This is a genomic window from Streptomyces fumanus (assembly GCF_014655295.1).
Taxonomy (GTDB): Bacteria; Actinomycetota; Actinomycetes; order Streptomycetales; family Streptomycetaceae; genus Streptomyces; species Streptomyces fumanus.
The window spans coordinates 63,268-76,242 of sequence record NZ_BNBI01000018.1 but is presented as its reverse complement, the minus strand read 5'-3'; the positions used below and the strand labels follow the sequence as shown (position 1 = coordinate 76,242).

9 protein-coding genes are annotated in these 12,975 nt (G+C 76.2%); 5 read left to right on the top strand and 4 right to left on the bottom strand.

All coding sequences use genetic code 11. The features are described from left to right. The first annotated feature begins 11 nt into the window (after positions 1–11). The 4 genes from pdxR to IE316_RS31140 all read left to right on the top strand — a co-directional run bounded on the left by pdxR (position 12) and on the right by IE316_RS31140 (position 6,622). Complete coding sequence (gene pdxR / locus IE316_RS31155) at positions 12–1,460, top strand: MocR-like pyridoxine biosynthesis transcription factor PdxR (RefSeq protein ID WP_190207870.1); 1,449 nt, start codon at positions 12–14, stop codon at positions 1,458–1,460. A gap of 291 nt (positions 1,461–1,751) precedes the next feature. After that, positions 1,752–3,338, top strand: a complete 1,587-nt coding sequence (locus IE316_RS31150; RefSeq protein WP_190207869.1) for an alkaline phosphatase D family protein — start codon at positions 1,752–1,754, stop codon at positions 3,336–3,338. Between the two features lie 189 nt (positions 3,339–3,527). Then, positions 3,528–4,802 (top strand): GNAT family N-acetyltransferase, encoded by a 1,275-nt coding sequence (locus tag IE316_RS31145; RefSeq protein WP_229910634.1) that lies wholly within the window; start codon positions 3,528–3,530, stop codon positions 4,800–4,802. Positions 4,803–4,933: 131 nt separating this feature from the next. Further along, positions 4,934–6,622 carry a DUF885 domain-containing protein gene (locus IE316_RS31140; RefSeq protein WP_190207867.1) on the top strand — a complete coding sequence of 563 codons (1,689 nt, stop codon included), beginning with the start codon at positions 4,934–4,936 and terminating at the stop codon, positions 6,620–6,622. 17 nt (positions 6,623–6,639) lie between these two features. On the opposite strand, the gene IE316_RS31135 is transcribed toward IE316_RS31140, so the two are convergent. Both IE316_RS31135 and IE316_RS31130 read right to left on the bottom strand, forming a co-directional pair. Then, entirely contained in the window at positions 6,640–7,485 is an 846-nt protein-coding gene (locus IE316_RS31135) for an SDR family oxidoreductase (protein WP_190207866.1), read from the bottom strand. 58 nt (positions 7,486–7,543) lie between these two features. Continuing rightward, positions 7,544–8,017 carry a rhodanese-like domain-containing protein gene (locus IE316_RS31130; protein ID WP_190207865.1) on the bottom strand — a complete coding sequence of 158 codons (474 nt, stop codon included), beginning with the start codon at positions 8,015–8,017 and terminating at the stop codon, positions 7,544–7,546. A 128-nt stretch (positions 8,018–8,145) separates the two neighbouring features. Here IE316_RS31130 and IE316_RS31125 point away from each other — a divergent pair, with 128 nt between their 5' ends. Further along, positions 8,146–8,592: an Lrp/AsnC family transcriptional regulator gene (locus IE316_RS31125; RefSeq protein WP_190207864.1), complete on the top strand. Its 447-nt coding sequence runs from the start codon at positions 8,146–8,148 to the stop codon at positions 8,590–8,592. Positions 8,593–8,623: 31 nt separating this feature from the next. Here the strand turns inward: IE316_RS31125 and IE316_RS31120 are convergent, their stop codons facing one another. Then, the gene (locus tag IE316_RS31120) at positions 8,624–11,617 is read right to left on the bottom strand and encodes an AAA family ATPase (RefSeq protein ID WP_190207863.1); all 2,994 of its coding nucleotides are present in this window, start codon (positions 11,615–11,617) and stop codon (positions 8,624–8,626) included. After that, positions 11,614–12,777, bottom strand: coding sequence for an exonuclease SbcCD subunit D (locus IE316_RS31115; RefSeq protein WP_190207862.1), 1,164 nt, complete (start codon positions 12,775–12,777; stop codon positions 11,614–11,616). Before IE316_RS31115 ends, IE316_RS31120 begins: the two co-directional genes overlap by 4 nt. Positions 12,778–12,975 lie beyond the last annotated feature (198 nt).

Here is a 12,975-nt window from a genome sequence, read left to right as displayed (position 1 = left end):
GGGCCCTTTCCATGACGTCGGCCGGGAACGGCCCGGACACCGCGGCCGGCACCGCGGCCGGCACCGCCGCCTGGGAACTGCTGCTGCCGGCCGTGTCCGCACCGGCACGCGCGCGGGGCCGCACCCTGCGGGCGGCGCTGCGGGACGCGGTCCGCTCGGGCAGGCTCGCGCCGGGCACCCGGCTGCCGTCCAGCCGGGACCTCGCCGCCGACCTCGGCGTGTCGCGCGGGCTGATCACACAGGCGTACGAGCAGTTGACCGCCGAGGGCTATCTGCGCAGCGGGCGGGGCGCGGGGACCTGGGTGGGCGACGCGGTGCGGGCCGCCCGTCCGCGCGCCCGTGACCTCGCGCCCGGCGCCCGGGGGGCGCGCGCCGACTTCGTGCCCGGCACCCCCGACCTGTCGCTGTTCCCGCGCCCGGCGTGGGCCGCCGCGCAGCGGGCGGTGCTGGCCGAGCTGCCGCACCAGGGCCTCGGCTACCCCGACCCGCGGGGACTGCCCCGGCTGCGGACGGCACTGGCCGGGCTGCTCGCCCGGCGCCGGGGCGTGGTCGCCGACCCGGAGCGGATCGTGGTGGTCTCCGGGGTGGCCCAGGCGGCCGCGCTGCTCGGTCTGGTGCTGCACGCGCGCGGGACGACCGCCGTCGGCGTCGAGGATCCCGGCAGCCCGCAGCACGCCGCCCTGTACGCGTCGGCGGGGGTCACCGCGGTGCCGGTGCCCCTGGACGACGAGGGGATCGCCCTGGGGCCGCTGCGCGCCTCGGGCGTGCGGTCGGTGGTGACGACGCCGGCCCACCAGTTCCCGACCGGTATCGCCTACTCGGCGCGGCGCCGCACCGGCCTGCTGGACTGGGCGCGGTCGGTGGACGGCTACGTCCTGGAGGACGACTACGACGGCGACTTCCGCTACGACCGGGCTCCCGTGGGCGCCCTCCAGGGCCTCGATCCGGAACGCGTCGCCTATACGGGGTCGGTGAGCAAGTCGCTCGCCCCGGGACTGCGGCTGGGCTGGCTGCTCGTGCCGGAGTCACTGGCTCAGGCGGTGGTCGAGCGCAAGCGCACCCTGGACCTCGGCCACCCGGCCCTCGACCAGGAACTCTTCGCCCGGTTCGTGGAACGCGGCGACTACGACCGCCAGTTGCGCCGCTGCCAGGCCGCCTACCGGGAGCGGCGCGACGCCCTGGTGGCCGCGCTGGCGGCGCACTTCCCCGGCGCGGAGGTGACCGGCATCGCGGCCGGCCTGCACGTCATCGCCGCGCTGCCCGAGCGGTACGGCCCCGAGGACGCCTTCCTCGCGCGCGTGCGGGCGGCGGGAGTGGCGGTACGGGCGTTGACGGAGTACGCGCACCCAGGTGGCGCCGGCGGGAACGCGGGGGTGCGGCTGGTGCTCGGGTACGCGCACCTGTCCCCGCGGCGGATAGCGGACGGGGTGCGGCTGATGGCCGGGGCGGCGGGGTCCTGACGGGGCCTTGTCCCGGCGGGGGCCGCCGCCTGACCGGCCCTGACGCGCGCGCCGGGTGCGAACGGCCGACGAAGGGATGCCGCCCTGACCGGGTCGTGATGTGCGTACCGGGTGCGAACGGCCGGCGGCGGGTGCCGCACTGCCCGGGCCGTGACGCGCGCGCCGGGTGCGGCCGGTCTTCCCCGGCGGGGTTCGTACCGTTGTTCACCTGGGGTTCGCGTGGCCGCCGTACCGCACCAGTAGGTGTGGCGGTGACCATTTGGCCGGATCACGCCCCTGGAGGCCGCAGCCATGTCCCACCGTCCCTTCCCCGGCCGCCGCAGCGTCCTGCGCGGCTCCCTCGCCGCGTCGGCGGCGCTCACCCTGCCCACCGCCCTCGGCGCGGCACCGGCCTTCGCCCGCTCGGGGCGCCCGGGCGCGGGCTGGGGGGTGCAGACGGGAGACGTGACCCGGGACTCCGGCCTGGTCTGGGTACGGTCCGACCGGCCGGCCCGGATGATCGTCGAGACCTCCGCGACCGAGTCGTTCCGCAACCCGCGCCGGTTCCACGGCCCGCTGCTCGGCCCCGGCACCGACTTCACCGGCACCACCCGGGTGCACGGCCTGCCGGCCGGCGAGCAGATCCACTACCGGGTGCTGCTGGCCGACCCGGACGACCCGCGCCGCACCGGCGAGCCGGTCACCGGCACCTTCCGCACCGTCCCGGTCCGCCGCCGCGACGGCGTGCGCTTCGTGTGGTCCGGCGACCAGGCCGGCCAGGGCTGGGGCATCAACCCCGACCTCGGCGGCTACCGCATCTACGACGCCATGGGCGCGCTGGACCCGGACTTCTTCCTGTGCAGCGGCGACAACATCTACGCCGACGGCCCGATCCCCGCCACCCAGGCCCTCCCCGGCGGCGGCGTCTACCGGAACATCACCACCGAGGAGAAGTCCAAGGTCGCCGAGACCCTGGCCGAGTTCCGCGGCAACTTCCGCTACAACCTGCTCGACGACAACCTGCGGCGGTTCAACGCCCAGGTCCCGTCGATCATCCAGTGGGACGACCACGAGGTCCGCAACAACTGGTACCCGGGCCAGGTGATCGCCGACTCCGACGGCCGGTACACCGAGAAGAGCGTGGACGTGCTGACCTCCCGCGCGCGGCGCGCGTTCGCCGAGTACTTCCCGATCTCCACGCTCCGGCCGGGCGCCCGCGAGGGCCGGGTGCACCGGGTGCTGCGCCAGGGCCCGCTGCTGGACGTGTTCGTGCTGGACATGCGGACGTACCGCAACGCCAACTCGCCCGACGACCAGAGGACGGACCCGCGCGGCATCCTCGGCCGCGAGCAGTTGGAGTGGCTCAAGCGGGAACTGTCGCGGTCCCGGGCGGTGTGGAAGGTGATCGCCGCCGACATGCCGATCGGCCTGGTGGTGCCGGACACCACCGAGGGCCGGCCCAACTTCGAGGCGGTCGCGCAGGGCGACCCGGGCGCCCCGCTCGGCCGGGAGCTGCAGATCGCCGAGCTGCTGCGGTTCATCAAGCACCGGCGGATCACCGGCACGGTGTGGCTGACGGCCGACGTGCACCACACCTCGGCGCAGCACTACCAGCCGTCGCGGGCCGCGTTCACCGACTTCGAGCCGTTCTGGGAGTTCGTCTCCGGCCCGCTGAACGCGGGCGCCTTCCCGGCCAGCGCGCTGGACGGCACGTTCGGCCCGGAGCGGGTCTTCGTCAAGGCGCCCACCGCCTCCAACGTCTCGCCCGCCGAGGGCTACCAGTTCTTCGGCGAGGTCGACATCGACGGCGACAGCGCCGAACTGACGGTGAGGCTGCGCGAGCAGGACGGCACCGTGCTGTTCACCAAGGTGCTCCAGCCGGGGCGGATCGGCCAGTAGCTCCCGTAGCCTGTCCCCGTGCCGCGCACCGGTGTCATCCCCCGGTGCGCGGCCCCGGGCGGTTCCGGCACGCCCGGCCAAAGGTTCAAGAGCCGACAATCCAGGGCAGAAGTACTCTTTACCCATCGGACACAGGGCGTTCGTGATCAGGCAACACCGTACCTTCACAGTGGCCGTATGAGCCGAGACATGTCCGATGTGACGCGCAGCGCGAAGAACCGTCGACGGGGAGCGGCCGGGGCCGCCGCCGCGATCACGGCGGGCCTGGGCAGTTGGTGGACACGCCGCCACGGCCACGCGCCGCCGGCGGACGATACCGGTGCCCGGCCGCGGGCCGGGACGGAGACCGGGGCCGGGACCGCGGCGGGGGCCGCGGAGAGCGCGCTGTGGCGGATGCGGACCACGGTGCGGGACGAGCCCGGTTCGCTGGCCGCGCTGTGCACGGCCCTGGCCGAGCGGTGGGTGGACATCCTCAGCCTCCAGACCCACCCGCTGGCCGAGGGCACGGTGGACGAGTTCCTGCTGCGCGCCCCGGCCGCGCTGCCCGGCCCGGAGCTGACCGCGGTGGTCGCGGCGGCGGGCGGCACCGACACCTGGCTGGAGCGGGCCGACGCCCACGATCTGGTCGACGCGCCGACCCGGGTGCTGGGCCTCGCCGCCCGCACCGCCCTGGACGCGGCGGAACTGCCGCTGGCGCTGCGCCAGTTGCTCGGCCGGTGCACGATCCGGTCGCTGCCCGCCCCGGCGGCCGGCGCGGCCGCCGGCGTGCCGGCCGAGGGGGTCCTCGACGGCACGGTGCTGAGGCTGCGGGCCCCGGAGGGCGGCACGATCAGCGTGGAGCGGCCCCATCTGCCGTTCACGCCGACGGAGTTCGCCCGCGCCCGGGCCCTGGTCGAGCTGGACGCGCGGCTCGGCCCCCGGGTGCCGCGCGGCCAGGAGGTACTCGCGCTGCCGCGGGGTGCCGACCTCACGGTCCGCCGCGCCGACCCCGGCGACCTGGCGGCGGCCAAGGCGATGCACGACCGCTGCTCGCCGCGCACCCTCGGGCTGCGCTACCACGGGCCGGTCGGGGACGCCGACCGCTACCTCGGCCATCTGCTCAGCCCGCGCTTCGGCCGGACGCTCGCCGTGCAGACCGCGGCGGGACGGATCGTCGGGCTCGGGCACCTGCTGTGGGACGGGGACGAGACGGAGGTCGCGCTGCTGGTCGAGGACGCCTGGCAGCGCCGGGGCATCGGCGCCGGGCTGCTGGCGCGGCTGGTGGCGATGGCCGCCGAGGCGGGCTGCGCCCAGGTGTACGCGGTGACCCAGGCGTCCAACACCGCCATGGTCGCGGCCATGCGCGGCCTGGGCCTGCCCCTCGACTACCAGATCGAGGAGGGCACCCTCGTCATCACCGCGACCCTGGACCCGGCCGCCGCCGGCACCCGGTCGCCGCACGGGCAGCGGGTGACCCAGGAGTGACCCCCCGCCCCGGGACCGGCGCCCCGTCGTCCCGCCGGCCCGCCACGCCCTGAGCGAAATCCGGTCCCGCACGGCACCCGGCCTGCCCGGGCGGGCTGACGCGCCACCGGTCTGCGTACGAGGATGTCCGCATGTCAGAGACGAAGAGCCCGCTGCCCCGCGAGGTCGCCGACGCCTACGTCGACGCCCTCATCGCCCTCGACCCGGTCACCGGTACGTACCTCGGCGTCCCCGAGAGTTCCAGTCGGCTGCCCGACTACTCACCGGCGGGCCAGGAGGCGCTCGCGGAGCTGGCCCGGACCACCCTGGCCGAGCTGGACGAGGCGGAGCGCCGGCCCGGCGGCGACAGTGACGTGGAGCGGCGCTGCGCCCGACTGCTGCGCGAGCGGCTCACCGCCGAACTGGCCGTGCACGAGGCCGAGGAGGGCCTGCGCTCGGTCGGCAACATGGACACCCCCGCGCACCACGTGCGGGAGGTGTTCACGGTGACGCCGACCGGGACGGACGGGGACTGGACCCGGATCGCCGAGCGGCTGCGGGCGGTCCCGGCCGCGCTGGCCGGCTACCGCGAGTCGCTGACGCTGGGGCTGGAGCGCAAGCTGCCGGCCGCCCCGCGGCCGACCGCGACGTTCGTCGGGCAGCTCGGCGAGTGGGCGGACACCGGCGAGGGCCGCGGCTGGTTCGAGGACTTCGCCGCCGCCGGCCCCGAGTCGCTCCGCGCCGAGCTGGACGAGGCGGCCCGGACGGCGACGGCGGCCGTGGCGGAGCTGCGCGACTGGATGCGCGACGTGTACGCCCCGGCCGTCGCGGACGCCCCGAACACGGTGGGCCGGGAGCGCTACGCCCGCTGGGCGCGCTACTTCAACGGCACCGACCTGGACCTGGACGAGGCGTACGCGTACGGCTGGTCCGAGTACCACCGGCTGCTGGCCGAGATGAAGCGGGAGGCGGAGAAGATCCTGCCGGGCGCCGAGAGCCCGTGGGCGGCCCTCGCCCACCTGGACGAGCACGGCCGGCACATCGAGGGCGTCGACGAGGTCCGCGACTGGCTCCAGGGCCTGATGGACCGGGCCATCGAGGAGCTGGACGGCACCCACTTCGAACTCGCCGAGCGGGTGCGCAGGGTGGAGTCGCGGATCGCCCCGCCCGGCAGCGCGGCGGCGCCGTACTACACCTCCCCCTCGGAGGACTTCTCCCGTCCGGGCCGCACCTGGCTGCCGACGATGGGCCAGACCCGTTTCCCGGTGTACGACCTGGTGTCGACCTGGTACCACGAGGGCGTGCCGGGCCACCACCTCCAGCTCGCGCAGTGGGCGCACGTCGCCGGCGACCTCTCCCGCTACCAGGCGTCGGTGGGGCTGGTCAGCGCCAACGCCGAGGGCTGGGCGCTGTACGCGGAGCGGCTCATGGACGAACTGGGCTTCCTCACCGACGCCGAGGAGCGGCTCGGCTACCTGGACGCGCAGATGATGCGGGCCGTCCGGGTCATCGTCGACATCGGCATGCACCTGGAGCTGGAGATCCCCGCCGAGTCGCCGTTCCACCCGGGTGAGCGGTGGACGCCGGAGCTGGCGCAGGAGTTCTTCGCGGCGCACAGCAGCCGGCCAGCCGACTTCGTGGAGAGCGAGCTGACCCGGTACCTGACCATTCCGGGCCAGGCGATCGGCTACAAGCTGGGCGAACGGGCCTGGCTGCTGGGCCGGGAGAAGGCCCGCGCCCGCCACGGCGACGCCTTCGACCTCAAGGCGTGGCACATGGCCGCGCTCTCCCAGGGCTCGCTCGGCCTGGACGACCTGGTGGACGAACTCGCCCGCCTCTGAACCGGCCGGCGCGGTCCTCAGCGGCGGAACCCGCCCTCGGAGCCGATGACCTGACCGGTGATCCACTCCGCCTCGTCCGTGGCGAGCCACGCGATGAGGCGGGCCGGGTCGTCGGGCATCCCCCAGCGTCCGCCGGGGAACATCGCGGCGACCGCGTCGTACGCCTCGCCGGTGAGGTAACCGGTGTCGACGGGGCCGGGGTTGACCGCGTTCACGGTCACCGCCCGCTCCGCCAGGGCGGTCGCCAGCGAGCGGGTGACGGAGGCGAGCGCGCCCTTCTGCAGGGCGTAGGCGATCTCGCCGGGCATGCCGCCTCCGAGGTCCTGCCCGGAGGTCATCAGCACCACGCGTCCGCCCGGCGTGCGCGGCTCCAGCGCGGCGCGCGAGCGGGCGTACGCCTGGACGAGCAGCAGGACCGAGCGGGTGTCGACGGCCCAGTGCGCGTCGAGCATGGCCGCGTCGACGGTGTCGAGGGTGCCGTCGCTGCCGCTGAGGGCGTGGTTGGCGACGAGGATGTCGAGCCGCCCGCCGAGCGCCCCGGCGGCGGTGGCGACCAGCGCGGCCGGGGCCTCCGGGTCGGCGAGGTCCCCGGGCCCGGCGGCGACGGTGGCGCCGGGGTCGCCGAGCGCCTCGCGGACGGAGGCGAGCACCTCGTCGATCCGGTCGGCGCCCCAGGGCATGGCGGCGTCGTGCGGCACATGGTGGTGCAGGTAGACGCCGGCCCCGTACGCGGCGAGCCGGCGCGCCACCGCGTGGCCGATGCCGTCGCGCCGGCTGGCGCCGGTCACCAGCGCGGTCCGGCCGCGCAGGGGCAGCGGGTCGCGGCGCAGTTCCTCGGGGGACGGGTGGGGAAGTCGTGGCATGGTCGTCCATGATGGTCGGCCGCTCCCCCGCCCGCACCCGGATATCGGGTCCGGGCCGTCAGCAGCCGCAGTCGGCGGCGTCCACGGGCGCGGTCAGCGGGTCGGCCGGGCGCCGCTCCTGCCCCTGCCAGGTCTCGTAGGCGAAGCCCTCGCGCACCCAGTACTCGAAGCCGCCGAGCATCTCCTTTACCTGGTAGCCGAGTTCGGCCAGGGCGAGGGCCGCGCGGGTCGCGCCGTTGCAGCCGGGCCCCCAGCAGTACGTGACGACCGGCACGGACGGGTCGAGGAGCGCGCCGGCCTGCTCGGGCACGAGCGCGGTCGGCAGGTGGACGGCGCCGGGGATGTGGCCCTGGTCCCAGGCGGCGGTGGAGCGGGAGTCGACCACCACGAACCCGGGGTCCCGGCCGGCCGCGAGCGCGGCGGCGACGTCGGACACGTCGGCGTGGAAGGCGAGGCTCGCCCGGAAGTAGGCGGCGGCCTCGGCGGGCGTGACGCTCGGAGCGGGGGCGGGGGCGGGGGCGGTGCGGGTCATCGAACGGGCCTTTCCTCGGCGGAGGGGATCTTCTGTCCGGAAATCTACGGTCGTCCGGCCGCCGCCAGAAGGGACGATCCCCGGCACCCCGCTTGATCCGCCGGGGATTCCCCTGCTATTCCTCGGGCATGACCGCGTATTCCCCGGACGCCACCGACTGGCGCATCCTCGATGTCCTCCAGCGGGACGGACGGGCCAGCTTCGCCGAGCTGGCCCGGGCCGTGTCGATGTCCGCGAGCGCGGTGACCGAGCGGGTGCGCCGCCTGGAGGAGGCGGGCGTCATCCAGGGGTACGCGGCGGTCGTCGACCCCGACCGGCTGGGGCTGCCCATCCTGGCGTTCGTGCGGCTGCGCTATCCGACCGGCAACTACAAGCCGTTCCACGACCTGGTCGCCGCCACCCCGGAGATCCTGGAGGCGCACCACGTCACGGGCGACGACTGCTTCGTGATCAAGGTCGCGGCCCGTTCGATGCGGCACCTGGAGGAAGTCTCCGGCCGGATCGGCGCCCTCGGCTCGGTGACCACCAGCGTCGTCTACTCCTCGCCGCTCCCCCGCCGCCCGGTCGGCCGCTGAGGGGGCACAACCTGCGCCGACCGCTTGGGGCTCAGCCCGTGCCGCGCTGCCGCAGCGCCGACCCGGTACGGCCCTTGACGACCTCCAACTGGGCGTGGATCCGCCGCCGCAGGTCGCCGACGTGGCTGACGATGCCGACGCTGCGGTCCCGTTCGCGCAGCGAGTCCAGCACGTCCAGGACCTCGTCCAGGGTCTGGTCGTCGAGGCTGCCGAAGCCCTCGTCGATGAAGAGGGTGTCCAGCCGGACCCCGCCGGCCTCCTCGGTGACCACGTCGGCGAGGCCGAGGGCGAGGGCGAGGGAGGCGAAGAAGGTCTCGCCGCCGGACAGGGTCGCGGTGTCCCGCTCGCGCCCGGTCCAGGCGTCCACGACGTGCAGACCGAGACCGCTGCGCCCGCGCCCGGCACGGTCGTCGGAGTGGACCAGGGTGTACCGCCCGGACGACATGCGCCGCAGCCGTACGGTCGCGGCGGCGGCGACCTGCTCCAGGCGGGCGGCGAGGACGTAGGACTCCAGGCGCATCCGGCGTTCGTTGTCGGCGGAGGTGCCCGCGGTCAGCGCGGCCAGCCGGGCCACCCGGTCGTACTCCTCGCGCAGCGGGGCGAGCGCGCGGACGGCGGCGGTGGCGCGGGCGGACAGCCGGTCGAGTTCGGCGCAGCGCCGGGCGGCGGCGTCCCGCGCGGAGGCGGCCTCGCGCAGTTGCCGGGCGGCGGCCTCGGCGGCCCGCTCGGCCGCGGCCAGGTCGACGGGCGGGCGGCGGGCCGCGGCGGCGGTGTCCTCCTCGGCGAGGACCGCGCGGACGGCGGCCTCCTCGGCCCCCCAGGCGTCCAGTTGCCGTTGCAGTTCGCGGTGGGCGGCGTCGTCCAGGAGCGCCTCGGCCGCGGCCCCCGGGGTGTCGAACCCGGCGCGGAAGGCGGCGTCCGCGAGGCGCGCGTCGGCGTCCTTGAGCCGCTGCGCGGTGTCCTCGGCGGCCCGGGCGGCCTCGGCGGCCTCGGTGAGCAGGGCGGCCCGCCGGCGAAGCTGGTCGGCGCGCGCCGCCACGCTGGCCGCGCTGCCGCGCGCCTGGGCCAGCTCCTGCTCCAGGACGGCCCGTTCGCGTTCCAGGCGGTCCCGGCGGCCGACCCGGGAGGCGGCGCGGACGGCGGCGTCCCGCTGGTCGGCGATCCGCCGCTCCCGTTCCTGTTCGGCCCGGCGCAGCGCCTCGTGCGCGGCGTGCAGCCCGGAGGCGGCGGCGCGCGCCTCGGCGTACCGGCGTTCCAGTTCGGCCGCTTCCTCGGCGAGCCGGTCGGCGGGGGTGTCGCCGGCCTCGGCGGTGGCGGCGGCCAGCGCCTCGCGGACGGCACCGAGGCGCCGTTCGTCCTCGGCGCGCCGTTCCTCGGCCTCCTGGTAGGCGGCGAGGGCGCGTTCCTCGGCCTCGCGGTCGACGTGCCCGGCGTCCTTGCGGGCGGGCGCGGGGTGCTCGGTGGCGCCGCAGACCGCGCAGGGCCGGCCGTCGGTGAGGCGGGCGGCGAGTTCGGCGGCGATGCCGTCCAGGCGCTGCTCCTTGAGGTCCAGCCAGTGGGCGCGGGCCTCGGCGGCGCGGGTCGCGGAGGCGAGGGCGCGCCGCTGGGCGGTGTCGGTGTCGCCGGCCAGCCGGTCCCGCTCCCGGGCGGCCCGCAGTTGCCGCTGCACGGGTTCGCGCTGGACGGCGAGGTGTTCGGCGCGGGCCGCGGCCTCCTGGGCGGTCTCGACGTCGTGCTGGAGGGCGGCGCGGGTGGTGTCCCAGGCCGCGAGCCAGCTCTCGGCCTCGGCGAGGAGTTCCTCGTCGGCGCGTTCGTCGCGGTCGAGTGCGGCGCGTTCCCGGACGAGTCCGGCGAGCCGGTCCTCGGCGCGGCGGGCCGCCTCCAGGCCGCCCAGTTCCTCGGCGGCCCGGCGGGCGGCGGCGGCCAGCCCGGCCGCCCCGGCGTCCGCGAGGCCGTCGGGCAGCAGGGCCCGGGCGCGGGCCTCGGCGCCGGCCGCCCGCCGGTGTTCGGTCTCGGTGGCGTCCCGCAGCTCCAGCGCGGGGGCGACGGCCTCCGCCTTGCGGGCCCGCTCCATCCGCTGCCGGGCCTCCCGGTGGGCGCCGGCCCGCTCGGCCAGCCGGTCGGCCCGCTCCCGTGCCTCGGTGAACCGCCGCCGCAGCCGGTCGAGTTCGCGGGCCTCGGCGAGGTGGCGTTCGGCGGCCGCCTGGGCGGACTCGGCGGCGGTGAGCCGGCAGCGGGCGACGGCCAGTTGCTCCCGGGCGGTGCTGCGGGCGACGGCGGCGGCGCCCAGCACGGCCTCGGCGAGGCCGGGTTGGCCCGGCGCGAGGTCGGGCAGGGCCATGGTGTGGCCGGCGGCCTGCTGCATCCGGTGGGCGTCGGCGAGCAGCGCGCCGTCGCCGTCGCGGACCCGGGCCTCGGTGGTGCGCCGCCGCTCGGCGAGGCGCTTCTCCACCTCGGCGAACCTGCGGGTGTCGAAGAGGCGGCCCAGCAGTCTGCCGCGGGCCTCGGCGTCGGCGCGCAGGAACCGCGCGAAGTCGCCCTGGGGCAGCAGCACGACCTGGCAGAACTGCTCCCGGTTCATGCCGAGGAGCTGGGTGATCCCCTCGCCGGCCTCCTGGTGGGAGCGGCTGAGGTCCTTCCAGGTCCCGGTGGCGGTGTCGTACTCGCGCAGCCAGGTCTGGGCCTTGTCGACGGTGGTGCCGGTGCCGCGTTTCTTGGGCCGTTCCCAGGGCGGCTGGCGGGTGATCTCCAGCCGGCGGCCGGCGACGGTGAGGCCGAGGCGGACCTCGGTGCGCACGCCGGGGGCGGCGTGGTCGCTGCGCAGGGCGGTGCCCTGGCCGTTCTGCCGGGCGCCCGGCACCGATCCGTACAGCGCGTAGCAGACGGCGTCGAGGACGGAGGTCTTGCCGGCGCCGGTGGGGCCGTGCAGCAGGAACAGTCCGGCCGCCGACAGGGCGTCGAAGTCGACGCTCTGGGTGGTGCCGAACGGCCCGAACGCGGTGATGTCCAGCTTGTGCAATCTCACCGGGCCACCTCCCGGGCGGTGTCGTCGGCGCGGACCGCGTCGAAGGCGTCCCGCAGCACGGCCTGTTCGCGGGCGTCGGGTCCGGCGCCGCGCACATGGGCGACGAAGTCCTCGGCGATCTCCTGGTCGCCGCGCCCGGCGAGCCGGCGGGCGTAGGAGAGGCCGGGGTCGTCGGGGGCCCGGTCGGGGTCGAAGACCAGGTGGAGGGTGTGCGGGAAGCGGGCGGTGAGCCGGGCCATGGGGTCGGCCGGGCGCACCGGGTCGGTGAGGGTCGCCTCCACCCACGCCTCCTCGTGCCGGGTCAGCTCCGGGTCGGCGAGCAGGTCCTCCAGGGTGCCGCGGAGCCGGGCCAGGGGGCGCGGGACCGGGCAGTCGAGGCGCTCGGCGGTGACCGTCCCGGCGGCGTCGAGGTCGACGAGCCACATGCTCTTGCGGTGGGTGGCCTCGGAGAAGGAGTACGGCAGCGGGGAACCGGAGTAGCGCACCCGGTCGGTGAGGGTCTGGCAGCCGTGGAGGTGGCCGAGTGCCACGTAGTCGACGCCGTCGAAGATCCCGGCCGGGACGGCGGCGACCCCGCCGACGGTGATGTCGCGTTCGCTGTCGCTGGGCTCGCCGCCGGTGACGAAGGCGTGCGCGAGGACGACGGACCGGGTGCCGGGGGCACGGGCGGCGAGGTCGGCGCGGACCCGGTCCATGGCGGCGCCGAGCACCGCCTCGTGGTCGGCCCGGGGCACCGCGAACTCGTCGCGGACCAGGGCCGGTTCGAGGTAGGGCAGCCCGTAGAAGGCGACCTCTCCGTGGGCGTCGGCCAGCAGGACGGGGGTGCCGCACCGGGCGGGGTCGGTACGCAGGTGGATGCCGGCCCGGTCGATCAGTCCGGCGCCGACGCCGAGGCGGCGGGCCGAGTCGTGGTTGCCGGAGATCATCACGGTGGGGACGCCGAGATCGGCGAGGCGGTGCAGGGCCCGGTCGAAGAGTTCGACGGCGGCCAGCGGCGGGACCGCGCGGTCGTAGACGTCCCCGGCCACGACCACGGCGTCCACGGCGTGGTCGCGGACGGCCGTGACGAGGTGGTCGACGAACGCGGCCTGGGCGCCGAGCATGTTCACCCGGTGGAAGGACCGGCCGAGGTGCCAGTCGGACGTGTGCAGCAACCTCACGACAGCGCTCCGGCCCGCACGTCTCTCCCTCTTATGCCTCCAGCACCAGCAGCGACCAGCACTGGCCCGTGGTCAGCACGGACCACGTTAACGCCTTCCGGCCCCGCGTATCCCAGAGACCTCGACGCGGCCATCCGACCCGGTGCCGGAATGGCAGGGGATGTGCGAAATGCCGGTCTCGGAGGCGGAAGAGGTCAC